This is a genomic window from Paenibacillus etheri (assembly GCF_001012825.1).
Classification (GTDB): Bacteria; Bacillota; Bacilli; order Paenibacillales; family Paenibacillaceae; genus Paenibacillus_AQ; species Paenibacillus_AQ etheri.
The window spans coordinates 85540-111127 of the sequence record NZ_LCZJ02000016.1 but is presented as its reverse complement, the minus strand read 5'-3'; the positions used below and the strand labels follow the sequence as shown (position 1 = coordinate 111127).

21 protein-coding genes are annotated in these 25588 nt (G+C 43.8%); 5 read left to right on the top strand and 16 right to left on the bottom strand.

Annotated features, from left to right (window positions below; genetic code table 11):
• Window positions 1-86: 86 nt before the first annotated feature.
• From UQ64_RS04190 to UQ64_RS04180, 3 genes are all read right to left on the bottom strand, one after another.
• A complete protein-coding gene (locus UQ64_RS04190) occupies window positions 87-1202 on the bottom strand; it encodes an aminopeptidase (RefSeq protein ID WP_060622255.1) in 1116 nt (371 codons plus the stop codon).
• 95 nt (window positions 1203-1297) lie between these two features.
• On the bottom strand, window positions 1298-2050 hold the full coding sequence (locus UQ64_RS04185; protein WP_060622254.1) for a hypothetical protein: 753 nt from the start codon (window positions 2048-2050) through the stop codon (window positions 1298-1300).
• 247 nt (window positions 2051-2297) lie between these two features.
• Window positions 2298-4292, bottom strand: a complete 1995-nt coding sequence (locus UQ64_RS04180; RefSeq protein WP_060622253.1) for a sensor domain-containing diguanylate cyclase — start codon at window positions 4290-4292, stop codon at window positions 2298-2300.
• A 399-nt stretch (window positions 4293-4691) separates the two neighbouring features.
• Between UQ64_RS04180 and rpsD the strand changes: the two genes are divergently transcribed.
• Together rpsD and UQ64_RS04170 are read left to right on the top strand one after the other, a co-directional pair.
• Window positions 4692-5291, top strand: a complete 600-nt coding sequence (gene rpsD / locus UQ64_RS04175) for a 30S ribosomal protein S4 (protein WP_060622252.1) — start codon at window positions 4692-4694, stop codon at window positions 5289-5291.
• 145 nt (window positions 5292-5436) lie between these two features.
• Window positions 5437-8349 carry a transglycosylase domain-containing protein gene (locus UQ64_RS04170; protein WP_060622251.1) on the top strand — a complete coding sequence of 971 codons (2913 nt, stop codon included), beginning with the start codon at window positions 5437-5439 and terminating at the stop codon, window positions 8347-8349.
• 83 nt (window positions 8350-8432) lie between these two features.
• Here the strand turns inward: UQ64_RS04170 and acsA are convergent, their stop codons facing one another.
• The gene (gene acsA / locus UQ64_RS04165; protein WP_060622250.1) at window positions 8433-10157 is read right to left on the bottom strand and encodes an acetate--CoA ligase; all 1725 of its coding nucleotides are present in this window, start codon (window positions 10155-10157) and stop codon (window positions 8433-8435) included.
• A gap of 160 nt (window positions 10158-10317) precedes the next feature.
• On the opposite strand from acsA, the gene UQ64_RS04160 reads away from it, so the two are divergent.
• Window positions 10318-10950 carry a GNAT family N-acetyltransferase gene (locus tag UQ64_RS04160; protein WP_060622249.1) on the top strand — a complete coding sequence of 211 codons (633 nt, stop codon included), beginning with the start codon at window positions 10318-10320 and terminating at the stop codon, window positions 10948-10950.
• Between the two features lie 7 nt (window positions 10951-10957).
• Here UQ64_RS04160 and UQ64_RS04155 read toward each other — a convergent pair whose 3' ends face one another.
• The 3 genes from UQ64_RS04155 to UQ64_RS04145 all read right to left on the bottom strand — a co-directional run bounded on the left by UQ64_RS04155 (window position 10958) and on the right by UQ64_RS04145 (window position 13481).
• Entirely contained in the window at window positions 10958-11653 is a 696-nt protein-coding gene (locus UQ64_RS04155; RefSeq protein ID WP_082650970.1) for a 5'-methylthioadenosine/adenosylhomocysteine nucleosidase, read from the bottom strand.
• Window positions 11654-11753: 100 nt separating this feature from the next.
• On the bottom strand, window positions 11754-12764 hold the full coding sequence (gene ccpA, locus UQ64_RS04150) for a catabolite control protein A (RefSeq protein WP_042187330.1): 1011 nt from the start codon (window positions 12762-12764) through the stop codon (window positions 11754-11756).
• Window positions 12765-13028: 264 nt separating this feature from the next.
• Window positions 13029-13481 (bottom strand): hypothetical protein, encoded by a 453-nt coding sequence (locus UQ64_RS04145; protein WP_060622248.1) that lies wholly within the window; start codon window positions 13479-13481, stop codon window positions 13029-13031.
• A 206-nt stretch (window positions 13482-13687) separates the two neighbouring features.
• Between UQ64_RS04145 and UQ64_RS04140 the strand changes: the two genes are divergently transcribed.
• On the top strand, window positions 13688-14212 hold the full coding sequence (locus tag UQ64_RS04140) for a type 1 glutamine amidotransferase domain-containing protein (protein WP_060622247.1): 525 nt from the start codon (window positions 13688-13690) through the stop codon (window positions 14210-14212).
• Between the two features lie 99 nt (window positions 14213-14311).
• Here UQ64_RS04140 and UQ64_RS04135 read toward each other — a convergent pair whose 3' ends face one another.
• The 7 genes from UQ64_RS04135 to aroA form a co-directional block, all read right to left on the bottom strand.
• Window positions 14312-15712, bottom strand: coding sequence for a DUF4179 domain-containing protein (locus tag UQ64_RS04135; protein WP_060622246.1), 1401 nt, complete (start codon window positions 15710-15712; stop codon window positions 14312-14314).
• The gene (locus UQ64_RS04130; RefSeq protein WP_060622245.1) at window positions 15705-16235 is read right to left on the bottom strand and encodes a sigma-70 family RNA polymerase sigma factor; all 531 of its coding nucleotides are present in this window, start codon (window positions 16233-16235) and stop codon (window positions 15705-15707) included. Before UQ64_RS04130 ends, UQ64_RS04135 begins: the two co-directional genes overlap by 8 nt.
• A gap of 180 nt (window positions 16236-16415) precedes the next feature.
• Window positions 16416-18185 carry a phosphoenolpyruvate--protein phosphotransferase gene (gene ptsP, locus UQ64_RS04125; protein ID WP_060622244.1) on the bottom strand — a complete coding sequence of 590 codons (1770 nt, stop codon included), beginning with the start codon at window positions 18183-18185 and terminating at the stop codon, window positions 16416-16418.
• Window positions 18182-20068 (bottom strand): glucose PTS transporter subunit IIA, encoded by a 1887-nt coding sequence (locus UQ64_RS04120; protein WP_060622243.1) that lies wholly within the window; start codon window positions 20066-20068, stop codon window positions 18182-18184. Before UQ64_RS04120 ends, ptsP begins: the two co-directional genes overlap by 4 nt.
• A gap of 861 nt (window positions 20069-20929) precedes the next feature.
• On the bottom strand, window positions 20930-21598 hold the full coding sequence (locus tag UQ64_RS04115) for a PDDEXK family nuclease (RefSeq protein ID WP_060622242.1): 669 nt from the start codon (window positions 21596-21598) through the stop codon (window positions 20930-20932).
• 534 nt (window positions 21599-22132) lie between these two features.
• Window positions 22133-22567 carry a CoA-binding protein gene (locus UQ64_RS04110; protein WP_060622241.1) on the bottom strand — a complete coding sequence of 145 codons (435 nt, stop codon included), beginning with the start codon at window positions 22565-22567 and terminating at the stop codon, window positions 22133-22135.
• 75 nt (window positions 22568-22642) lie between these two features.
• Window positions 22643-23935 carry a 3-phosphoshikimate 1-carboxyvinyltransferase gene (gene aroA / locus UQ64_RS04105; RefSeq protein WP_060622240.1) on the bottom strand — a complete coding sequence of 431 codons (1293 nt, stop codon included), beginning with the start codon at window positions 23933-23935 and terminating at the stop codon, window positions 22643-22645.
• Window positions 23936-24044: 109 nt separating this feature from the next.
• Here aroA and UQ64_RS04100 point away from each other — a divergent pair, with 109 nt between their 5' ends.
• Window positions 24045-24350, top strand: coding sequence for a rhodanese-like domain-containing protein (locus UQ64_RS04100; RefSeq protein ID WP_060622239.1), 306 nt, complete (start codon window positions 24045-24047; stop codon window positions 24348-24350).
• A 4-nt stretch (window positions 24351-24354) separates the two neighbouring features.
• Here UQ64_RS04100 and UQ64_RS04095 read toward each other — a convergent pair whose 3' ends face one another.
• Both UQ64_RS04095 and UQ64_RS04090 read right to left on the bottom strand, forming a co-directional pair.
• Window positions 24355-24903, bottom strand: a complete 549-nt coding sequence (locus tag UQ64_RS04095) for a shikimate kinase (RefSeq protein ID WP_060622238.1) — start codon at window positions 24901-24903, stop codon at window positions 24355-24357.
• Window positions 24904-25068: 165 nt separating this feature from the next.
• On the bottom strand, window positions 25069-25588 hold a 520-nt coding region (locus UQ64_RS04090), incomplete at its 5' end, for an IS30 family transposase (protein ID WP_245237851.1).

The following is a 25588-nucleotide window of genomic DNA, read 5'->3' as shown; positions in this document are numbered from 1 at the left end:
ATTATGAAACATAAGTCATTTGTAATCATTTCTTATGATACCTTGAATCCGCTTACTTGTGCAAGGTGTTTTCTTACTTTTACATCTTATTTCAAGTTTTCAGGATTCAGACCTTCGAGTTCTGGTAACACGAAGATTCCATCCTTACGGATTAATACATCGTCAAAATAAATCTCCCCGCCGCCATAGTCTGGACGTTGGATTAATACAAGATCCCAGTGAATGGAGGAACGGTTTCCGTTATCTGTAACATCATACGCTTGTCCAGGTGTAAAGTGCAGGCTGCCTGCAATTTTCTCATCGAACAAAATGTCATTCATTGGGTGCAAAATATAAGGGTTAAAGCCTATAGCAAATTCTCCGATATGACGTGCGCCGTCATCTGAATTCAGGATTTCATTCAAGCGAGCGGAGTCATTGCTTGCTGCTTCAACAATTTTACCGTTCTCGAATTTGAATTTGATATTTTCAAAAGTTACTCCATTATAAACGGATGGTGCATTATAGCTGATCGTTCCATTTACAGAATCACGAACAGGGGCGCTGTAAACCTCGCCATCCGGAATATTCTTTTGTCCAGAGCATTTCTCTGCACCGATTCCTTTGATGGAGAATTTAAGATCTGTTCCGGGACCTGAAATATGTACCTTATCTGTTCTGCGCATGAGATCAGCCAATGCATCCTGAGCCTTGTCCATTTTGGCGTAATCCAAATTACACACTTCGAAATAAAAGTCCTCAAATGCTTCTGTACTAATATTTGCAAGCTGAGCCATACTCGCATTGGGATAACGTAATACTACCCACTTCGTATGCTTCACGCGTTGTTCACTATGCACTGGATGGGAATACAAAGAATTATACAATTTCATATTTTCTTCTGGAACATCGGACAGGTCATTTACATTCTCACCTGCACGAATGCCGATATAACAATCCATTTGCTTCATCCGGTTCAAGTCAATTTCAGCCCATGTCTGAAGACTCTCACGTGTTGCATATTTAAGCATGCTGCGTAGGACTGTACGATCTGTCAACTGCACAAAAGCATGACCGCCGGCCTTGCCGATTTCCTCAACAACCGCTTTAATTAAATCTCTTTCATTGCCAATCATCTCTACAAGCACGTTCTCGCCTGGCTGGACATCTACGGAATAACCTACAAGATTTGCCGCCAGCTTTTGAATTCTGGGATCCTTCATTGTGTACTCTTCCTTCCTCTGTCTGAAAAATAAGCATGCCGTTCTATTGTAGCACGCCCTTTATGGAGCGCAAGACCTGCATAACAATGTAAAGATCAACGGTAACCTGTGAAATCCACCTTAGATACATAGGTTTCATTTTCAGATTTATTCATCATTTCACCGGAATAGCTTACTTTTCGATTCAAGGTAAGTCTTCTAGGAAGGTTATGTTTCTTATCAACTGTTAGGTGGTAGACCGTTTCTACATTAGCCTGTTTCAGCTTTTGTTGTAATTCATTATTTTTTTTCTGCCATAGCTTCTCCAAAGCTTTCGAAACTGCCTGATCAGCCTCTGTGTTGTTCTCAGCCGATTCGGGAGTTTTAGGTCGAAGGTTCTGCATTTCTTTCTCCAACTCAGCAGAAAGCTGCTTTCTAGCCTCCGAAGGCGTCAATTCGATTCGCAGCACACTTGTCCCTCTGCCAGCTCCAGCCTCTTCGGTTATATTCTTCTCCATGGATTCAAGCTCCTCAAGTTGCTTAAGCGGATTAAGCGCAGGTAATGGATTTCCCTCTACCGAGGAATTTCCGGAAGTCTGAAGTTCCCATCTGCCCTCTTTTTTCTCTAACTGACTGTAATAAGGTTTCAGAGCATACGTACTACTCTTTAAGTCTTTAACGCCGTCAGCGGCTGTTTTTTGAGTCATGGCTTTATCTGGAAGAAGTGTGTACAGCTTTACCTTTTTATGATCCTCTACTGTGCCTCCGTAAAACAATAAGGATTCAGGAACCGTCGTCCCCCCTCTTGTCAGCATATTTGCCCCTTCAAAAACAACCTCATCACTTCCAGCCATCCCTGCCAATGCCAAACTTAAATCTTCCTTCGCAGGTTTGTCTCTTATGACGCTACATCCGCTACAAAACACGCAGTATAGTGTAAGAACTAGAGGGACTCCTCCCTTAAGTAATAATAGCTTTCTCACGGTCCTCAGGCCTTTCTCGGAGTATTTTACTTAAGTACAACCCACATATAGGGTTCTCCCTTCCTGCATGCCTTATACCGCAATTAGAGCCAGAATAATTGTGCATGTAAAAAAAGAACCCATGAGGCTTACCTCATGAGTTCTTAATATTGCTATCATTGTCTTTAGTATCAAAGACCACTTGGTTCCGGCCATTATTCTTAGCTTTATACAGTGCCATATCCGCTCGATAAAATAATGACTCAACACTTACTCGATCGTCCATCCAGCTCCATTCTGCTATTCCGCAGGATACAGTTACATTAGGTTCGGTTTCTTCCATAACGCGTTTGCGTATACGCTCGGCTACATAACCCGCCTGCTGCACTCCCATTAACGGTAAATAAACAGAGAGCTCTTCCCCTCCCCATCTTGCGGCAATATCCCCTTGACGGATGGAGGATTTCACAATTTCGCTAACCTCTTTTAGGATCTTATCGCCTTTTTGATGACCGTAAGTGTCATTCACAATCTTGAACTGATCAATATCTACAACAATTAAACTACCGCAAAAGTCTGTAGACTGTCTTTCTTTTATCTCTTCGTCCAAGTAATGACGAGCATAAAGTCCAGTTAGGCTATCTCTGTTCGCAAGTCGTCTGACTTCAGCATGTAGCCTGGCGTTACCTACTGCTAGACCAATATGCCCCGCCATCGCCTGCAGCAATCTATAATTATCATATGAAAAATAATGTGCATCACGATGTGCCAACATGATCGCACCTCGTATTTCACCACCCACACTAAGAGGTGTGGCAATCAAAGACTGCGAGCCAGTGGCATTCATTAGCCGGGAAGTTGTCTTAGGATTATCTATGTAATCGGACATGATCAGTGATTCTCCTGTGGAATACACCTTTCCACCTAAACCTGCCCCTACTTCTAAAACTTCGTTCTGCAAAGAGGGATGATTGCAGGCAATGACTTCAAGACCACCCTTTTCCTCATTCATATGTAAGATACAGCAGTAATCTGCACCAAACATTCCAAGTAGCTCTTCGAATGCAAATTGAAAAATATCACCTAAACGTAAGCTTTGATTGAGACGCTGGGTAAGCTCATTACTCATGCGGAGCTCGCGGATTAGTTGGTTAGAGCGCTCATATAGCTTAGCATTCTCAAAAGCAGTCCCTGCCGTATCAGCCACCATGGAGAGAAACCGTAAATCAACATCTGAAAAGATCGGATTATCCATCATCATATGGAATACCCCATAAACCCCCTGTTTACCACCTAACGGAAGACCAATCTCTACATTACGATCATCATCATCACTAGTGTGCATTGCAACTCGTCCATCCTTAAATGCCCTAGCACAGACATCATCACTTGTCATGTGGAATGGTAAAGGTTTGACCTGCGGATGAGTGCTGCGGTGGTCTTGAGACATAAACAGCTCAAGCCTGGCTCCAGGATACATCGCAGAAATGCTATCAATGACTTCCGACAGAACAGCATCCACATCTATGTTGTCATGCATCCGCTGGACAATCTGATATAACAAAGAACGACGATTGCTTTCACGTTCAGCATGAATATGGGTACTTGCAAGATCAGCTACAAATATATGTTCAAACTCATGATAAAAACAGGTACGGTAATGCAGCGACATCGCTTCTGCAGTATCTCGTCCACCCACTTCATATTGTTGTGTGGGCATAGAACAACCTAAAAATGCAAAAATTTCATTGTCGACGCGTGTGAATAACGGTATGGTAAAAAAACTAAGATCCTTACCCTCTACGGTCAACTGAACTGCCGAAATTGTTTCTGAAATCAAGCTAGAAGCCGCGGCCTGTTCCCATTGCTGTCTCCATAGTTCTTGTTCATCCCATATGTTGTTTATATACTTCCCTTCAAAATTCAGTACACACCATTCCCATGATTTAGAGAATGGAAGGACATCGAGTCCACTAAACCATTCATTGAAACTGTCTGCAATCAGGTTTGCTAGATAAGGGAAGTCATGCGTAACTATTTCCGTTTCCCTAAGCCAGGCGGTGGGATCTTCGGAATCTCTACTAGCGTGTATGTTATCCTGTAACAGCATACGGCTGTCTTTATGGACGTATGCTTTCTGCTCTGACATAACGAAGATCCCCTTTGCATCTTGATTAAGTAAACTATCTTCCCTAGTAACAACTATTTAACTATATTTTACTCTCTTTCTTTGTGTATTGCATTACATTTTCATCATTTCCGGGACTTTTTTTTAGGACCAAAGAACTATCGACAAAGATTGACAAAAACTCTTTTAATAAGCGCTTGACTTTATATACTGTATTCATATAATATTTATTGTTGAACAAGACTGTAACAAGTCTTACTTGGGCGTAACGTTGTGTCACCCTCACGCATTTCGTTACTGCCAGGGCAGCGGCTGAACTTCCCTGGCAGTGTGGAAGCCATTAATGCTAATCACGGATACGAAATGCGGCGCAAATAGAGCCCTAACTGAAATTTCAATTATAAAGGAGTCTACTATAACATGGCACGTTACACCGGACCTAAATTCAAACTCAGCCGCCGTCTGGGCATTTCCCTTAGCGGTACAGGAAAAGATTTGAAACGCCCTTTTCCACCAGGACAACACGGAGCTAACCAACGCAGAAAAGTAAGTAACTACGGAATGCAGCTTTTGGAAAAACAAAAACTGCGTCACATGTACGGCTTGGGAGAGAAACAATTCAAAACTCTCTTCACTAAAGCACAAAAGCTTCCAGGTCTTGCGGGCGAAAACTTCATGTTCTTGCTTGAAAGCCGCTTGGACAACCTAGTTTACCGTCTTGGATTTGCTAACTCCCGTGCTGGTTCACGTCAGTTGGTATCCCACGGACACGTAACTGTTAACGGCAAAAAAGTTGACATCGCTTCTTACCGTGTAAGCTTGGGCGACGTTATCGGTCTTCGCGAAAGAAGCCAAAGCATGGCTTCCATCAAAGAAGCTCTTGCTAACCGTTCCCACCTTCCAGCTTACCTGGAATCTGCTGATGGATCTTTCGAAGGTAAATTCATTCGTTTGCCAGAACGTTCCGAGCTTTCTCAGGATATCGATGAGAAACAAATCGTCGAGTTCTACAACCGTTAATATCTCGCTTATAGCGAGTATGACCAAAGCCTCCGGATTTATCCGGAGGCTTTTTGTTATTCTAATAGGTAATGCACACTCCGACTGCATTCAAAATCACCAATTTGTGCTATAATAATTCCGTTAAAAGGAGGAATTATCGTCGATGGTTCAAGAGAACAAGAAAAAAAACGTAAAGAAGCCTTCACCCCGCAGATCTGGGCTTAGCAGGTTCGGTTCTGTAGTTAAGTGGATGTTTATTCTTGGTATAATAGGCATTCTGTTTGTCGGTGGTGCAGCAGCAGGATATGTCACTTCCATGGTGAAGGATGAACCTGTTCGCTCAGAGGAAATGATTCAACAGCAAGTCGGCCAAAATGCGATTACCGGATTCGCGTACTTCCGTGATGGCGCACCGATCGGCCAGCTTCGTACAGAAGAAGATCGAAGGCTCATTCAATACAACGATATCCCCCAGATTATTATTGATGCAGTCCTCGCTATAGAGGACAATAATTTCAATGAGCATAATGGCGTGGATTTCAAAGGCACCTTACGTGCCGTCAAACAAAAGTTATTAAATGAATCCGTTCAGACCGGAGGCAGTACACTTACTCAACAGCTCGCAAGACGTGTATTCCTCAATCTGGATCGAACAGAAGATCGTAAAGCAAAAGAAATTCTACTTTCGCTTAGACTCGAGCGCTTCTTGACCAAGCAAGAGATTTTAACGGCTTATCTGAACAAAGTTCCGTTCGGTAATGGCTCGAATGGCTATAACGTATTTGGGATTAAAGCTGCATCCAAAGGTATATTCGGTCTGGATGATCTAGACAAGTTGAATATTGCCCAAGCGGCGTATTTGGCCGGTCTTCCGCAGCTCCCTTCCGCTTATTCAGCATTCAATGGCATTGGGGAATTCAACGCAAAGGCGTTCAATAGAGCTATGGATCGTCAACAGCTTGTGCTTCGCCGTATGCTAGAGGAGAACAAGATCACTACCTCCCAATATGATGAAGCACTCAAATTTGATATTAAAAGTTCGCTCGCTCCTCACACTAAGAAAGCCTATGCTACATATCCATACCTAATGATGGAAACGGAGCGTAAAGCAGCTGAGATTATTTTGTCACTAAATGTTGAGAAAAACGGTACAACTGATACAGCTGGCTCTAGTGATAATGCCGTACTTCTTGAGGAAGCAAGACAACAGTTAATGACCGGTGGTTACCGAGTCTATACCACGATTGATAAGAAAGTATACAGTGCAATGCACAGTATTTCCGAAGATAGTAGTAATTTCACCAAGAACAGCAAAACAAAAGGTATTGAACAGACGGCTGGCATATTGATCGACAACAAGACCGGAGCCATTCTCGGTATGATTGAAGGTCGTGATTTTAATATCGAACAAATGAACTACGCAACCCAAATGGTCCGGCAACCTGGTTCAACGATGAAGCCGATTTCAGCTTACTTACCTGCCTTAGATGCAGGACTGATTCAACCTGCTGGGATCTTGGATGATGCTCCCATCATTTTGAAAGATGGCGGGAAAGGCTTCCATATCCCTAAGAATGCTAACAATCGCTATCAGGGCTTAGTTACGGCTCGCTATGCCCTTAATAAATCACTCAACCTTCCTGCACTTAAACTGTTTAACGAGAAGGTCGGAATAGAGGATGCTTGGGCTTTTACTAAAAAGCTAGGGATTACTACCCTCACCGAAGATGATTACAGAGCGCAGACTGGGGTTATAGGCGGTCTTCGATACGGTACATCCGTTGAAGAATTAACCAATGCCTACTCCGCCATTGGCAATCAGGGAGCATTTAATGATGCTTACATGATTGAGAAGATTGTGGATTCGGAAGGCAAGATCGTTTATCAGCACAAGATTAACCCTGAACAAGTATTCTCTGAGCAGACTGCTTATCTAATGACCGATATGCTGCGTACAGTAATCACAGAAGGTACTGCAAGTACAGTAAGAAGAAATTATAAGCACTTTAAAGATGTTCCGATTGTAGGTAAAACGGGTTCCACTCAGAACTATGGAGACGTCTGGTTCATGGGCTACACCCCTGATGTCACACTTGGCATGTGGGTTGGTTACAAGGAACAAATTAATACCCTTACAGGAGATACACAAAAACGACAAGCACAGACCTTATGGGCTAAAGTCATGAATGCTGTTATCGATAAGCAGCCAGACTTGTTTGTTACAGACAAATTCACACATCCTGAGGGAATTACCAAAAAGACAGTGTCCGCATACAGCGGTAAACTGCCAACGGCTCTAACTGACAAATTCACAACGGATCTTTTCAATGCGAAATATGTACCTACAGATAGTGACGACGGTATTTCCAAAGCTAAGTATATTACTTATAACGGCGTGAATTACCTTCCGCTGGAAGGAACACCAGAGGATTTCCTGAAGGAAAAAATCGTTGTTAAACGCGAAAAGCCGATTCAAGATTTAGTCAAAGAGCTCTTAGCAGCCTTCCCTAAGATGAAGGATCATAAATCGCTGGATTATTATATGCCAGCCGATGCTAAGACAGATTTCCCTACTGAAGTCGATCCACGCGTGGACGATGGTGCTGCCCCTTCTGCTCCTGGAAATGTTAGTGTCTCATACAGCACTGGAAAAGCTGTGATCAGCTTCTCCCCAAGCGGCTCTCCAGATGTAGTAGGATACCGGTTATACCGTTCTAAAAATGGCGGGTCTTTCCAGAAGCAAGCTGTAATTATGGCTGACGAGAGCAAGGTATTCTCTCCAGGAACACCTGCGAGTGCCAATGTAACATTCTATGTTACTGCTGTTGATGTCGCAGGTAATGAGACGGCTTCTGGCAACGTTGCTGGAGGCACTACACCAACACCGGAAGCTACACCAACTCCTGATCCGCAACCGGAGACAACGCCTCCTACAGACTCTGAGAGTACACCAGGAGAGGATATCGAGATTCCAGGAACCATTCTACCAACACCTACTTCAACGCCATCTGGCGAAGGTAGCAGTAACGGAAACAGTAATAGTGGGACAGCCGGCAATACGACTGGAAACCATTAGCCGGTAGTCAACAGAATAACTTTGCACAGACAAAACACCGTTCCCTTGAATTCATTAGGGAACGGTGTTTTTTATGATCCATTCTAATCTTCTATCGTTGATAAATCGCCAGTTGGGAGATGAAGCTCCCAAGCCTTTAATACACGCCGCATGATTTTACCTGATCGTGTCTTAGGAAGTTTATCCTTAAATTCGATCTCTCTCGGTGCAGCATGCGCAGACAGCCCGGCTTTAACAAATGCCGCGATCTCCTCTTTGAGAGCAGCTGTAGGAGTATAGCCTTCTCTCAGCGAAATGAAAGCCTTGATAATTTCCCCACGCACCAGGTCTGGTTTACCAATTACGCCCGCTTCTGCCACAGCTGGATGCTCTACCAATTTACTCTCCACTTCAAAAGGTCCAATACGCTCACCAGAAGAGTTGATAACATCATCAATCCGTCCTTGGAACCAGAAATATCCATCATCATCCATATAAGCGGAATCACCAGACATATACCAACCAGGAATGCGGAAATACTCCTCATACTTCGTCGGATTGTTCCAGATCGAATTCATCATGGATGGCCAAGGCGTCCGGATTGCAAGATTACCCATTGAGAATGGTGGAAGAACATTGCCTCGATCATCTAAAATCGCTGCTTCAATGCCTGGTAACGGACGACCCATAGAGCCAGGTTTGATATCCATTCCAGGATAATTGCAGATCAGTTGTGCCCCTGTCTCTGTCATCCACCAAGTATCATGAATGCGCTGATTGTAGAATTTATCTCCCCACCGCACCACTTCAGGATTTAACGGCTCTCCAACAGACAGGACATGGCGCAGGCTACTTAAATCAATTCCCTGAATTGAACTTTCTCCTGCCCCCATTAACATACGAAATGCTGTAGGTGCACTGTACCAAATACTAACCTTATTTCGTTCAATCGTCTTATACCAATCCTGAGGGCTAAAACGCCCTCCTCTCACGACATTCGTTACCCCATTTAACCATGGAGAGAATATTCCGTAAGATGTACCAGTCACCCAGCCCGGATCAGCTGTACACCAGTAAATATCATCTGGACGTAGATCCAGCACCACTCTACCTGTATAATAATGTTGAATCATTGCTCTTTGAACATGATAAACGCCTTTAGGTTTTCCTGTAGAACCAGATGTATAATGCATGATAAGACCATCGTCCAGGTCAAGCCATTCCAATTCGAGCTCAGAAGATGCGTTAGCCATCTCCTCTGTGAAACCTAAGTTACCTTGCTCGATATCAGTGGTACCACCTACCAGAAAAATATGACGCAAATTCGGAAGCTCATCTCGCTTTACACGATGAAGTAGTTCAGGCGTAGTAACTAACGCAACGGCACCGCTATCTTCCAGCCGGTCCTTAACAGCTGTCTCCATGAATGCTTCGAACAGAGGGCCTGCTATTGCCCCAATCTTCAAAATGCCTAGCAAACTAAAATATAGTTCCGGTTGACGAGGCATAAAAATAAATACCCGATCTCCCTTACCGATACCATATTTACGCAATACATTTCCGAACCGATTCGACCGTTCCTGCAGATCGGCAAATGTATAGGATTCATCCCGCACCGCATCACTGTAGAGCAGGGCCGTTGCCGCTCCCCGTCCTTCTTGAACGTGGCGATCCACTGCTTCATGTGCCATATTTACTTTGCCAGTGTCATACCATGAGAAGTTACGTTCAACATCCTCCCACTTAAAATTGGCTACTGCCTGGGTGTAATCAGACATATTGGAGCTCTGCACACGTCCCGGCAAAATTTCGCTATGGACTTGACCCATCACTCTTGCCTCCCTCACTCGTTTGATTTAAGCTTTAAGGGTAAGACTCTTCTCTTAGATAATGATGTCAATGCAATGAATGTGAATTTTTTATGTCTGAATTAGTATAACATAGCAAACGTTTACATTCCATATTTTATGATCTGAAAGGAGCACTGCTATGGAACATCGTAAAATCCTTGTTTCTCATACGCTTTCATATAAAGGAAGAACGATTACAGTAAGTGGCCCCCGATCTCCAGAGGACCTAGAAGCCCTCCATATGCATAATGATCTTGATGCCTTCCGTAAGCCGATAGAGCAGCAAGAAGCTCTTATAGAGATTGCTAGCTTGCCTGAAGGACGTATAATTACAGCTGTAGAGAATGGAACTATAGTAGGCTATGTAACCTTTCATTATCCAGATGAAATGGAGCTTTGGTCACAGGGTGGAATGATGGACCTTATTGAGCTTGGGGCGATTGAGGTGAGTAATGATTATAGGGGAGCCGGACTTGGCCGGCTACTGATTTCCACTGCTTTTGAGAAGGAGCAATTGGAGAATTGTATAATATTTACAACAGAGTATTATTGGCACTGGGATTTAACAGGAAGTGGGCTTGATGTATGGGCTTATCGTCAAATGATGGAGCGGCTAATGAAAACTGTAAATATGGTTTGGTATGCTACGGATGATCCCGAAATCTGTTCACATCCAGCGAACTGCTTAATGGTTCGCATAGGACAAGAGGTACCTATGTCCTCACAGGAGACTTTCGACAGGGTACGCTTTAGACAACGCTTCATGTACTAAATGAGTATTATAGGTGCTGCAGCATATATTCTAATATAGAATGTGAGCGCCCCGAGGCTTCAACCGTGAACTCCTTAAAACTCACATTTGCTGACCCGTCAGATTTATCAGAGATCGAACGAATAATAACAAAGGGAGTGGCGTTCATCATACATACTTGTGCAACCGCCGCCCCTTCCATCTCCACACACATTCCATTCAATTCCTTTCTTAATTTGGCTACAATCTCCGCATTAGAAATGAATTGATCACCTGAAAGCACTTTGCCGACCAAGTGCTTTTGACCTAGCTCGTTACACGCCCTCTCAGCAAGGAGCACCAATGAAGAGTCTGCCTTAAAGACAGAATTTTCCTGATAAGGTATTTCTCCTCTTGAAAAACCAAGCGCCGTAGCATCCATATCATGCTGGACACAAGTAGACGAGATCACAATATCTCCAATATTCAATTCAGGGTGCACAGCTCCAGCAACTCCAGTAAACAACACACGTGATACATCAAAGGAATCAATTAGGATTTGTGTCGTAACTGCTGCATTCACTTTACCTACCCCAGATTTACACAGCACTACAGACTTTCCTAATATATCTCCTATGTAATAATGTATTCCTGCCTTGACCTTCGTCTTCTTATTCTCCATCCTTTCTAGTAGTAGCTTAATCTCTTCATCCATCGCACCAATTAATCCGATAACTTCACGCAAAACTAACGCCTCCTTCAATGATTTTCTCTGTAAAAAACATAAAAAGCTCCAAAAGGAGCTTTCTACAGAATAATTGTTTAGTTCTTAAATTACTTATTCATTACTTATTCAGATGATTAACAGACAAGCGGAGAATCGTTTCATGAGGCAGGATAACCCGCGGATTCTCAACCGTCTCTTTCTTCATGAGTTTCGTCAAAAGTCTCATTGCTACCGCACCTAGGTCATACATAGGCTGGGCTACTGTTGTCAACAATGGACGAACCATCGAAGCCATACGGATGTTGTCCACACTAATAATGGAGAAGTCATCCGGTACTTTCAGACCTTCATCTTGAATACTGTGAATTGCACCAATTGCCATTTCATCAGTTGCGGCAAAAATAGCGGTTGGTTTCTTCTTGAGTCCAAGGAAATACTTCATGGCTTCAACACCAGATTCATAGCGGTAATTACCGATACGAACTAAATCCTCTTGGTACTCGATTCCAGCTTGTTCAAGAGCCTTCTTATACCCATGGAAACGCGCATATCCATTCGCAGGATCCTGGAGTGTACCACTGATCATTGCGATTTCACGGTGACCGTGACGAATCAGAGTATTCACTGCATCAAAAGCAGCGGTTTCATGATCGATGTCAACGGAAGGATAAGTCCCCTTCTCATCCCGTGTAGCACATAGGACAATCGGAACTGCAGAAGTCTGGAAAGCTTGAATATGTTCTTCAGTTACCGTACCACCCATGAAGAGCAGACCATCGACCTGTTTCTCCAAAAGGGTATTGATGACACGGATTTCCTTTTCTTTACGCTTATCCGCGTTACACAATATGATATTGTAATGATACATGTTCGCGATATCTTCAATCCCGCGTGCAATTTCTGCAAAAATCGAGTTTGAAATATCAGGGATGACAACCCCAACGGTTGTCGTTTTCTTACTGGCAAGTCCTCTCGCCACGGCATTGGGACGATATCCCAAACGCTCAATCGCTTCAAAAACTTTCTTCCGGGTCTGCGGTTTCACGTTAGGGTTATTGTTCACAACCCGTGATACCGTAGCCATAGATACGCCTGCTTCTCGAGCTACATCGTAAATGGTTACCGTCAAATTACTCTCTCCATTGCGATAAATTTTATCGTTCGACTAATTAAAAATATGATACGACACTTTGTACAATTGTGCAATGATAACGCTTCATTTTCCTTTCAAAATTTCTTTCAAGGATGAAGACGTACCCCTAAATTACAATTTTTGACTAGTGCAGGTTTCCCTATTCACGAGCACAAAAATGTAACTTCTATCTATCGTAACAAAAAGTGAGTGAAAAATCCAACATTCCGTGAAAGTTTTTCATTATTTTCACAGAATGTTTTAATAATTTGCGTTTTTGGTCGTTTGGAACGTTAATTGAGACAATCTTCGACTAGTTTCTTCCATCCAATTCTGGTCCGTGAGCTCCTCAGCTAATCGGTATAAATCGAGCAACATATCCACTCTAGCTTGAATTATCGCTCGGATAGCCAATTCTAATTCTTGAAATCCCCCGACAATAAGCTCTGACAAGGATTCTTTTAGAACACTAGCTAATTCATTTCTTTCTGTAAACGAAAAATCTTGTCTTGGCTCATCCGCGTTCAGTTCTTTCACTAACTTTCCTAGATCTGCTTTAATAAACGACAAGGGCTCATAACTAGTACATACCGGACAAGTATAGACAGGGACGTGGGTAATCTTCACCTTCGTATTAAAAATCAATGAATGCATATGTAAGGTCATGAGGCCACCACAGCTGCACAACTTTTCCATTAAATTATCTGTATACATCTTCTACACCTCTTGCAAGAAATGAATTAAGTACAAAGTATGACTTTTCAATTTCTATATTCGACCTCCCTCGATTAAAACCCTCCTTAATTGCATATAATGATTAAATTGGCAATTCGTCTATAATTTACAATCCTTCAGATGACTTCGTATTTTAAATTTGATAGAATATGAAGGATCATGTGATACGAAAGGAGCTTAACAAAATGAGACTAGCCGGCAAAAAGGTCATAGCACTCGTAGACGATGAATTTGAAGATTTGGAGCTCTGGTATCCCGTGTACCGAGTAAGAGAAGAAGGCGCAGAGGTTCACTTGGCAGGTTTGGAAAAAGATAAAACGTACATCGGCAAATACGGTGTACCTGCAAAGGCAGAATACTCCTGGGACGATCTTAATGCCGCAGATTATGATGGAATTTTGGTTCCTGGTGGCTGGGCTCCTGATAAAATCCGCAGATATAACGCCGTTCTAAAGCTCGTACAGGATTTTAATACAGCTAAGAAACCTATTGGGCAGATCTGCCACGCAGGTTGGGTATTAATCTCCGCTAAAATTCTGGAAGGTGTAACCGTCACCTCCACGCCGGGCATCCGTGATGATATGGAGAATGCCGGAGCTATCTGGAAAGATGAAGCCGTGGTTACGGATGGACATATTATTTCTGCTCGTCGCCCGCCAGATCTGCCGCCCTATGGTAAAGCTTTTTGTGATGCGTTGGCTGGGGAGTAGAATACGGTAGATTTATAGTCTAACAATTAAACAAGCCCTGTTTCTCACTAAACGTGAAGAACAGGGCTTTAGATTTAATTCGCTCGACATCCGGGTTACTTACTTAATTCGAATGGACGCTTTCTCCTTGATTACGTTTGGATAAGAATTAAACCAGAACGTCAACGGTTGGGGTAACTTCTCCTTACCTACATTGAGGAAATTGGTTATTGTAGTTCCCTTACTACTTTCATTAAACTCTCTATACCCTGAGTAATCATTTTTGATAGTTTCCATCATATGCCCGCTTCCAGAGCTATCTTCAAAATAATCACTCAATGCAAAACCTCCATAATCAAGTGACTCCTTATCTTCTTTAGGAATAAAGTAATCTAATACCAGAATACCCTGCTCTTCGTTCTCCATTCGTTTGGAAATCGTCAGATTGCTATCCGGTACCTTCAGAATCTGCTGTGTTTCGGTATTAATCATAAGCTCCAGCTTAGATTGATCTAGAGCAGAAATCCCTTCAATTTCAAACTTAATCGGATCATCAGGTCTCATATTATCATTATGATAAATATTCGATCCACTTACCCACATTAACTCCTCTTGTTGCTCTCCTTTTCCGATGACAAGCTTAGGTGAAAGCATATTAAATATCCTCATTGTATTCTTTTGGTCATATCTTTCCCGCATATAAATACCCGTAGGTCCAATATAGATATTCTCCATATTAATTTGCTGTCCGGCGATAGAGAGGCTTTCTTTCAAATCAATGATATCACCCTGAAAATAATTATAATCGGCTTCCAGTGGAATCTTGACACCCATTTCTTTTATATCCTTGTTATTAAAAACTTGACCAAGAGCATCTGGAAAAAGCGATAATGTGATATTCAACTCCTCTGGTATCTCATCCTGATATTTATCCCAGACGATTTGCTCATACATACGAGTCGTCCCAGGAGAACCAACCTTTTGTGCATTAGTAGTGCTAAACCCACTGTATCCACTAAGGTGGTACTTATCCTCTGGAGTCTTTCTTAAAGACAAGCCAGCCAACTGCATCTTCTGATCCGTATTATTCCGGATGGTATAAAGCACAGCAATTCCTCTTCGGTCGGCCATAATTCCATTAACCGTCCACTTTATTCCATCCACCTCAGCTGAAGAAATATTCACTTCCTTCATCATCCCTGCGTCAAGTGCGGATGTGATGGTCAGATTATTAGCAATAACGGGTCTAAACACCTCAAGCTGCCCCCAGCTTTTTGGAGGTAACTGTGCACGTACAGGATTCGCCATCTGATTTGCCCAAGGGACAATAATCAATAAGGCGATAGCTAGGATCGCCAACGCAACAACTGCGTATTTTTTTCTAAAAGACAACCTTTTGTGGTTACCTAGCTGCATCCCTTTGCGAATCGCTGCGTCCAGCTTAACATCCGGGATTTCCTCAGCCTCGACATTGATTTTTTGAAAAAATTCATTTAGCAGCTTTTCTTCAGGCTCAGCCATAAAATAGATCCCCCTTCCGTTTCATTCTGTCACGCAGTTGTTTCAGACCTTTATTGAGCCATGTCTTCACGGTGCCCTCCGGTTTATCGAGCACCTCCGCAATTTCTGCAAGGGTCATATCCTTGTAATATTTGAGTACAAGTACCTGGCGATACTTCGGCTTTACCCCGTCCAGTGCTTGTTCCATGTCCAATCTGCGGTCGCTTTTCATCTCCATGATCCCTACATCACTTCGTTCAGCTTCTGTGACTGTATTCCTCTTTCTGCGCTTCAACTCATCGTTACAGCAATTGATCAGAATTCGTGTCAACCAGGGAGCAAACCGCTCCGAGTCTTTCAAGCTTTTACGTTTAATCCATGCGCGGCAGGTTGCCTCCTGCAGAACTTCCAACGAATCTGCTTCGTTTCGCAAATAGCTGTAAGCAATGCTGTAAAGCTTTCTTTTCTGCCCAGATACCAGCTCGTAAAATATGTCTTCATCCGTAGCGACAATTTCCATTTCGTCCTTAATAATGTGTTCCATGCTTGTTCCGTCCTTCCCCCTTGCCATCACGCATAAATCATTCCTGTGCAACTCGCTCTATGTATAGACTGCTCTGAAGCGCAAACGGTTTTGTTTTTTTATAACGATCTAGTACAAAAGAAAAAGGCTCGGCAAGAATGCCGAACCTTGATGTGGACTTGATGATGTATCGCTTAATAACTATGAAGAAGCTTTCTCCTTTGTTTCCACGCTCGTTCCAAGCGTAATACCGCTTTTCTGAGCATAAGCACTTAGGATTTCTTCCGTCTCCGAGCTTGTACGATGATGGAAGCAAGCTTTGGCAACCCTTGTAGCATCTATAGCCAGTGTATTCAGGGTACGGTGTTTTACCTTCAGCAGTGCCTGTGGCGACATGCTAAGGTCATTAATCCCCAGCTCCAGCCAAAGTGGCAAAGAACGCTCATCTGCCGCCATTTCACCACATACACTTATATCTATTTTTGCATTACGCGCTGCTTCTACAGTCATACGTATCATTCGCAGAACCGCTGGATGATATGGATGATACATATGCGCAATTTGTTCATTCATACGGTCTACGGCTAGTACATATTGCACCAAATCGTTCGTACCGATACTGAAAAAGTCAACTTCCTCTGCCAGTAAATCCGCAATCATAACCGCAGCCGGAACTTCAATCATAATACCGACTGGAATATTCCGATTAAACGGTATGCCCCGTAGCTCCAGCTCAGCCTTCACTTCTTCCAATACAGCTTTTGCTGCCTGTACTTCTTCTACGGAAGATATCATAGGGAACATTAGCTTTACATTCCCATAAGCACTCGCCCGCAAAATGGCGGTTAGCTGAGTTTTGAACATATCTTGTCGATTTAAGCTGATTCGAATGGCACGATAGCCAAGGAATGGATTCTGTTCTTCTGGTAGCTGGAAGTAATCCAGATGCTTGTCCCCGCCTATATCCAGCGAACGGATCACAACCATATTGCTGCCTACCTTCTCGACAACCTGTTTATACACTTCGAATTGTTCATCCTCCGTTGGGAAAGAACTGCGATCCATATAAAGAAACTCTGTACGGAATAGACCTACACCCTCAGCTCCATACTTGAGTGCTAAATTCAGTTCTTTAACAGAACTGATATTACCGGCCAATCGCAGGTTAACGCCATCTTTAGTGACGGCCTCTACAGTAGCCAGCAACTCCAGTTGTTCTTTCTTTTTATGCTGCTTATTCCGTAGAGATACATATTCATTGATCGTTACTTCATCAGGATGAATTTGCACAGATCCGGTGTCTCCGTCTATCACGAGCATATCTCCGGTCTGAATAGGGTTAGACAAATTATTCTCCAAACCTGCTACGAGCGGAATGCCCAGTGCACGAGCCATAATGGAGGAATGTGAGGTTTTACCGCCCATCATAGTAACAATACCTAGAACATAAGTTGGGTTCAAGTGAGCTAACTGGGAAGGAGACAACTCCTTCGCAACTAGAATATACGGCTGTGTATCCGATGGCAGCGTGACCTCAGGAGCACCTAAAAGATGCTTTAACAGACGATTTCCGACATCCTTGATATCGACCGCCCGTTCCTTCATGTATTCATCATCTAGCAGATCAAACATCGCTACAAAATGATCAATCGCTTCCTTAACAGCTACCTCCGCCGCCTTGTACTGGCGCTCAATAATCCCCCGGATTTCGCTCATGAACACCGGATCATCCAATATCGCCAAATGCGCATCAAAAATACTGGATTCCTCTGGACCGACCACTTCTCTGAATTCTTTTTTGATGAATTCAATTTCGTCCTTAGAGGTACGGATACCTTCGTATAAACGCTCAAACTCCTTAGCTAGATCCACTGGGTTCACTTGTGTGTCTGGCAAGCTCCACTCCCAGTTGGGTAAGACAAAGGCCTTCCCGATAGCTACACCTGCTGCTGCGCCTATGCCTTGTATCATCCTTCTATCCCTCCAACGTTACTTTCATGTAAGACTACGGACATTACTGAAGATTGCCCCTTTTTAACATTTTTAAATGGAGCATAGCTCCATGATTTTACTCGATCAGGATTCGTAATCACCATTGGTGTAGCCAGTGAGGCCGCATGCTCACGCAAATAAGCGAGGTCGAATTTAACCAGCAATTGACCTGGCTCCACGCTGTCGCCTTCTTTTACAACCGCCTCAAATGGCCCTTTAAGCTGCGAAGTATCGATCCCTATATGCATAAGTACCTCCAGCCCTTCCGGCGTAGCAATACCAACGGCATGCATTGTAGGGTAGACGTGCATAACCTTCCCGAATACAGGCGAAGTAAGCTCCCCTTTTTCCGGCAAAAATGCAACACCATCACCCACTAGCTTTGCTGCAAAGATGTGATCCGGCACTTCCTCAATGGGCATCATTCTACCCTGCATCGGAGAACTGAACAACACCTGCGGCAGATCACGAAGCATCAGTTTATTAATCTCCTCGCGGATTAGCTCTGAATACGTACCAAATACTACCTGAACATTCCCGCCACCGAGCTTGATAATCCCAGCAGAACCAAGACCTTTAAGCGCCCCGGTATCAATATATCGATCATTGTGGACGGTAAGCCTCAAACGGGTGATACAGGATTGAACTTGTACGATATTCTCCTTCCCACCAAGCGCCTCCAAAATCAGTGGTGCCTGATAAGGGATGTTGCCTGCCCAATCACCGAGTTCCGAACCTTCTTCACGCCCTGGTGTCGGGATCTGAAAACGGCGAATCGCCCAGCGGAATAAATTATAATATACAATCCCATAACCAATACCGATTGGAATCAAAAGCCAAGCCCTCTGTGACAGATGCAAATTCAAAAAGAAGTCAATAGCTCCTGCTGAATAAGAGAACCCGTGATGAATCCCAAGCATGTAGGTCAACACCATCGCGAGACCGGACATTACAGTATGAACCGCGAATAAATACGGAGAAGCAAACAAAAACGCGAATTCGATCTGTTCTGAAACCCCAGTTAGAAAACAAACTAAAGCCGCCCGCATGAAAGTCTTTTTAATCTTAGGCTTCAAATCCTCGCGCGCTTCCTGAATGATAGCAAAAGCAATGGCTGGCAGTGCGAACATCATTATCGGAAACAAACCTGCCATAAAAATTCCAGCCGTAGGATCGCCTGCAAAAAAACGTGGCAAATCCCCCTGAACGACAGTGCTACCATCAGGAGTTGTAAAGTTCCCAAGCTGAAACCAAAACACATTATTAAGAATATGGTGAAGACCGAAGGCTGTTAGTACTCTATATAGTACTCCATAAATAAAAACGCCAAATCCGCCTGTCTGTAAAATCCCTTGAAAAAGATCATCCAGTCCTCTTTGCAGTAGTGGAGAGATTCCTAACATCACCCATGCAAAGCCAGCCGAAAATAATCCCATGAACAGCAAAACAAACCGCGACCCTCCAAAAAACTGGATCGCCTCTGGAAGCTTGATATTTTTAAACCGGTTTTGAGCAATACCGGCGACTATACCCAGCAAAATTCCGATAAGTGTTGCAGGTTGTACAAGCCCGTCTCCCATATGGGTAACAATCCGGTCGTAAGTGAACATTCCAGCCAGTGCTGCAAGACCCGCTGTTCCAGCTTGATTGGATAATCCCCATGCTACACCCACAGCGAACAAATAAGGCATAAAATAAAAGATTCCCTGCCCAGCGTATGTAGCCACTTCGGATACCGAAGAAAGTCCCCATGCAGACCAAGGTAAACTGCCCAAACTAAGCAAAATGGCTGCCGCCGGCAGTACCATGGTAGGAAGCATTATGGCTCTGCCCAATTGCTGCAATGATCCGAGCCAATTCAAGGCTACCCTCTCCTTTCTTTCTATATTGAATGGTACGCGCTGCGGGGGTTTTTGTCAAAATAAACTGAAGGAAAAATTCCGATGGATTGGGCTGTATTCGCTAACCTATATACGTATCGAGATTTCGTGCGGATGACCTGAAGAATTTAGTATAAGATATTGACCTTTCATTTCTCAAGATGCTCTTTGGTGACTTTTTATAGGCTCTTTGGTGTACTTCTTATAGCAATAACAGTGCATTTCATAGCTTCGGATCAATGACACTAGGTGGTTTTCGCATTCTAATGTATTATGTGCAACAGAATGAGCTTAATTTTGATGAAAAATGGTTTTGATTGCACTTTGTACAATAGAAATCTCTAGAATCGCACAATAGTAGATCTATTGCTCTTATTGATTGTACAAAGTGCAATGAACATAATTTTTTTAAGCTAAAACGAAGATTCTATTGTACAAAGTGCAATCTAACGCTAAAATCACTCCTCACCGTTAAACTGAAGGTAAAGATTCGATGAAATGAGTTGATCACTCTATCACACTAAGCATAATAAGACACTGAAATCTGATCTGAAGAACTTGCTATAAAATATAATTTCTCAAATTACTCTTTAGAGACTCTTATAGATTCGATTTAAAGATCCCAAGGAAGTTCTCGTATTCTAATGTATTATGTGCAACAGAATGAGCTTAATTTTGATGAAAAATGGTTTTGATTGCACTTTGTACAATAGAAATCTCTAGAATCGCACGATAGTAGATCTATTGCTCTTATTGATTGTACAAAGTGCAATGAACATAATTTTTTTATGCTAAAACGAAGATTCTATTGTACAAAGTGCAATCTAACGCTAAAATCACTCCTCACCATATTTGTTCAGGGTGCATTGGTCGTAACTCGTAATGTCTAACCCCTCTTCTACCCACGATTGGCTTTAACAGCCCCTTCTCACTTAACGATTGTAACAATCTACGCGCCGTCCGAAAGTTAATACTGAAATGCGCTATCACATCTTTTGGACGAATCGCCCTGCCCAGTCGCCAAGCCAAACGCAGAACCTCCTTCTCCTCAGACAAAATATCTGCGCCTGTAGATTTGCGCGCCAAATGAGGTGCCAGCACCAATTGTAAAAGCATCCGGCACACCTCGGGGCGGTGCTGGAGATCGTCAACAGAAAAATGAATCATCTTCCAGCCCATTCCGGTCAGAAAAGTGTCCCGATTAACTGAATAATTGAACCTCTCGCGGTCCATGTCCTTCACATGGCTTTGAAACCCGTCGCACTCAATCCCGAGGCTGCTGCCGCTCTGCGGTAGAAAAGCGAAGTCCAGAAACTGAGATTTACGGTTCCAGTCATACACTTCGTATTCTGGATGCAAATCATCGAGACTCTCAAACAATGGCCACCATACATTTTGCAAGAACAGCTTCTCAGCATAGTTATGCCCTCTAACAAGTCTTCCCCTTCTTTCACCTGATCTTTCCGACAAGTGCTTGTCAATGAACAAACTATGTGCTTCTTCAAATTCCATAATGGTATCCTCCCCGAGTAAAATAAAAAACGCCCTTCACCGCAAATCATGCGGATAAAGGACGTTCTTCGTCTAATTTCAGTATATCAAGTTCAGATGGTGATTTGCATTAGAAATTGTGCAGCCTGGGCAGCCATCGTAATCAAACAATGCTTATTATCTTTGGCTGTTCTTTAACATTCAAGCTGCAATTTACTTCAGCGCTAAAAAACATGCTCCGTTCGTTGGTTCGTTGTAGGTCGGTTCATTGTTCGCTCGTTATTGTTTCGGTCATCGGTCGGTTCATTGTTCGCCCGTTATTGTTTCGGTCATCGGTCGGTTCATTGTTCGCTCATTGTTGGTTCCTTTATGGTTCGCTTGTCGGCTCATATGCTTGGATGCTCGTAGGTTCGTTATTCGCTCGCTATTGTTTCATTCGTGGGTTCATCGATGTCTCGTTAACTCGTTCGTCTCTTCATTCGTTCGAAATCCCTCCACTTCACTCTCCAACCGCACACTTAATCCCCAGTCGCATAAAGTGTTAACCACCGAACTCTACGTCCGACTACGCCCATGCATCGTGATTGCTTCCTCGACCTTGATGCAGCGGTCCATAATCGCCGTCATACCGTGCTCAGCGGCGATTTCAGCGGCCTCCTGGCTGATAATCCCCTGCTGGAGCCAGAGCACACGTGCGCCGATTTCAGCGGCCTCCTGTGCGACCTTTGCGCAGTATTCGCTTCGACGGAACACATTGACTATGTCCACCGGCTCTGGAATTTCGGCTAACGTATGATAGCACTTCTCTCCCAATATTTCACCGTCAACCAAAGGGTTTACAGGAATGATCCGATATCCCCGACTTTGCATAGCACCGGCGACCATATAGGAGGTCCGGTCTGTTTTGTCAGACAGGCCAACAACTGCAATATTACCTGCAGAAGCAAGGATATCTCCGATCTGCTCCCGACTTGGATTCTCAAAGCTCATACATAGTGCCCCTTTCCATAGTTACACTTTATGATCCTTATATAACTGAAGCTAGATTCACTAGCTCCCTTACCTCTATTGTACCCATTCTACATTTGCACCAAGCGCACGCAGGTGATCAAAATATTGCGGATACGATTTAGCGACATGGTGAGCATCCTTGATCAATAGCGGTTTACGCGCTCGTAAGCCTACTACTGACAGCGCCATAATTACACGATGGTCGTAATGCGCGTTAATGGTCACACCACCTTCGACGCCTTCAGGCATGCCGTGAACGATAATCTCATCGCGGCGTTCCTCAACATTGGCTCCTGCACGGGTCAACTCTGCCAAGTAATCAGTTATACGATCACATTCCTTATACCGTAGGTTCTCAACGTTATAGAATCGCGAAGTGCCTTCAGCAAATACAGCAGCAGCTACCATAGCCAGCACTGCATCGGTGGCAGCATCTCCGTCGAATTCAACAGCTTTTAGAACGCCGTTCCCTTGTACGTGTACCGTTCCCTCATTATGAGTAAGAGGTACTTCCATCATACGCAGCACATCAACAATGGCTCTTTCTCCCTGCTTACTCTGTTCCACAAGTCGATGAACCTTAACATCTGACTTGGTAACAGCAGCAGCCGCAAGAATAGCCGCAGAGCCAGGATAGTCACCTTGAACGGTATACGTCTTTGCCGCATAGGCTTGACGACCTGGCACTTTAAAGGACATGTAATCATTCGCTGCATGAACCACAATTCCAGCCTGCTCCAATACTTCTAGCGTCTGACCTACAACAACCTTTGATTTCAAATCATCAAGAACAATAATTTCACTATCTTCTTCAAGCAATGGTGTCAAGAAAAGTAGAGCGCTTAGGAACTGGGAGCTGACTGCACCGGAAACTGTAATTTTACCCCCAACAGGTTTGCCACCACGGATCGTGATCGGCAGCTTTCCTTCATTGTGCTCTACCTTCACACCAAGCTGTTCCAGAGACACGATCAGGTCGTCATGCGGACGTTTGCCTAATGAGTCAGGATACGTATTTACGAATATAACCTCAGGGCTTAGTGCAGCCACAGCCATTAGAAAACGTAGTACTGCTCCAGCATTCCCCACATTAAGTTCCTTAACATCCTTCGGTTTTCGTCCAAAGCCTTGAATCACAATCTTCTCATCATCCTCTGTGAGTACAGCTCCCAAATCCGCAATACAACGACGGATTGCATCGCTATCTTCACTATGTGCCGGATGATAAATCGTACTTACGCCTTCTGACAATGCGGCAACCAGCAAATAACGAGTGGTGTAGTTTTTGGAAGAGAGGGCCCCGAATTCTCCTTGCAGAGATGGCGTTGGCCTAACAATAACGTCCATAATATAAACTCTCCTTAGTAGTTATAGTTGTATATAGTGCTCGTTTGACAGGGTATTCCATGCTTGTGTTATCATTAAACCATTCTTCTGATGAAAAGAGGTCACAACCATGCATAATGTTCCACAAATCACACCGCAAGAATTGCGGCAGTGTCTAGAGACAGGGGAAGACCTTGTACTCATCGACGTTCGTGAAGACGAAGAGGTTGCCTTTGGGATGATTCCCGGTGCACAGCATATCCCCATGGGAGAAATTCCACACCGCACAGAGGATATTCCAAGCGATGCCAAAGTGATCTTTATCTGCCGTTCCGGTGCTCGAAGCCAGCGTGTCTGCGAATATCTGCAACAGTTTGGTTATCATGCTACAAATTTAAACGGCGGTATGATTGAATGGAATGAAACACTCTCTTAAAAGCTCAGCCGCGGTAATGCATTAAAATATTTTGCGACACTTCTGCCGCAGTCAGTCCCGTTGTATCGACCGTGTAATGCGCGAACAGATAAGCATTATGGCGATCTTCCATGATTCGTCTAACCCGTTCTACTGCATTGCCGGCGAGCAGCGGACGATTCTGATCTCCACTAACACGAGCAATAATCTCTTCTTCCGTTGCCGTCAGCGCAATCACATGCCCTTTACTCAGCATTAACGCTGTATTCCCCGGCGCCAATACCGCGCCTCCACCAGTAGATATTAATTTATTCTCGGATTCTAGCATACGTTTTAGAACTGCCGTCTCCACGCTTCGAAAGTATTCCTCGCCATCTTCTGCGAAGATTTCGGCAATGCTTCTGCCTTCAGTTTCAATAATGACATGATCTAAATCAACCAGCTCATAGCCCAGTTCCTCCGCCAAAATAGCACCTACTGTTGACTTTCCCGTTGCCATCATTCCTACTAAAATAATGTTCTTATTTCTTTGCTCTGCGTTCAACTCTTTAAATGCTTCTGTATCCCCAGCCATGTCTATCCTCCAACCGCGATATTTGTCATATCATAACACAGGGTCAAAACATTAGACAATCCGCTTCACATAGTAAATACACAGCAAATTTTCAACAAAAAAGGCCCGAAAGCCTCCCCATATCTGGAGAAGTAATTCGGGCCACTTTTTTTAAAAGACGGATTGTCAAGCTAAGTGCGACACTTCGGACATGAAAGATTCGTGAGCAGACTTCCACCCCAGACATTTCCGGGGGCGGTGGTTGATGAGATCTAGGGCGTGGGCAAGCTCCTCATCTGAAACTTGTGCAAAATCATGGCCTTTGGGAAAGAACTCTCGAAGGAGTCCGTTGCCATTCTCGTTAGACCCTCGTTGCCAGGATGAGTAGGGATCAGCAAAGTAGACATCCAGTCCATGAAAGGTTTCCAGAGCGCTATAGCAGGCGAATTCCTTTCCTCGATCCACAGTAGCCGTTCGGAAAGTTTCTTGCGGATACTGGCTAGCCACAACACCAAAGGCGATCTCCATCGAATGAGCGGTACGGTCGGGCATCTTTAGGGCCAAATACATCCGTGTCTTGCGCTCGATAAAGGTCGCGGCACAAGCAAGGCTTTTTCCTCGGCTGGAAACCACCGTATCTAGTTCCCAGTGCCCGAAGGAATCTCTCTTTCGTACTCCCTTTGGCCGTTGACTAATGGTTTTCCCC

Coding starts and splice junctions, on each gene's coding strand:
- ptsP (WP_060622244.1), bottom strand. CDS start 18,185: ATGATACAAGGCATAGGCGCAGCAGCAGGTGTAGCTATCGGGAAGGCC.
- aroA (WP_060622240.1), bottom strand. CDS start 23,935: ATGGACGTTATTGTTAGGCCAACGCCATCTCTGCAAGGAGAATTCGGG.
- UQ64_RS04140 (WP_060622247.1), top strand. CDS start 13,688: ATGAGACTAGCCGGCAAAAAGGTCATAGCACTCGTAGACGATGAATTT.
- UQ64_RS04130 (WP_060622245.1), bottom strand. CDS start 16,235: ATGGAACACATTATTAAGGACGAAATGGAAATTGTCGCTACGGATGAA.
- UQ64_RS04160 (WP_060622249.1), top strand. CDS start 10,318: ATGGAACATCGTAAAATCCTTGTTTCTCATACGCTTTCATATAAAGGA.
- UQ64_RS04095 (WP_060622238.1), bottom strand. CDS start 24,903: ATGGCTGGGGATACAGAAGCATTTAAAGAGTTGAACGCAGAGCAAAGA.
- UQ64_RS04110 (WP_060622241.1), bottom strand. CDS start 22,567: ATGAGCTTTGAGAATCCAAGTCGGGAGCAGATCGGAGATATCCTTGCT.
- UQ64_RS04100 (WP_060622239.1), top strand. CDS start 24,045: ATGCATAATGTTCCACAAATCACACCGCAAGAATTGCGGCAGTGTCTA.
- UQ64_RS04145 (WP_060622248.1), bottom strand. CDS start 13,481: ATGTATACAGATAATTTAATGGAAAAGTTGTGCAGCTGTGGTGGCCTC.
- acsA (WP_060622250.1), bottom strand. CDS start 10,157: ATGGGTCAAGTCCATAGCGAAATTTTGCCGGGACGTGTGCAGAGCTCC.
- UQ64_RS04190 (WP_060622255.1), bottom strand. CDS start 1,202: ATGAAGGATCCCAGAATTCAAAAGCTGGCGGCAAATCTTGTAGGTTAT.
- UQ64_RS04135 (WP_060622246.1), bottom strand. CDS start 15,712: ATGGCTGAGCCTGAAGAAAAGCTGCTAAATGAATTTTTTCAAAAAATC.
- UQ64_RS04180 (WP_060622253.1), bottom strand. CDS start 4,292: ATGTCAGAGCAGAAAGCATACGTCCATAAAGACAGCCGTATGCTGTTA.
- rpsD (WP_060622252.1), top strand. CDS start 4,692: ATGGCACGTTACACCGGACCTAAATTCAAACTCAGCCGCCGTCTGGGC.
- UQ64_RS04115 (WP_060622242.1), bottom strand. CDS start 21,598: ATGGAATTTGAAGAAGCACATAGTTTGTTCATTGACAAGCACTTGTCG.
- UQ64_RS04170 (WP_060622251.1), top strand. CDS start 5,437: ATGGTTCAAGAGAACAAGAAAAAAAACGTAAAGAAGCCTTCACCCCGC.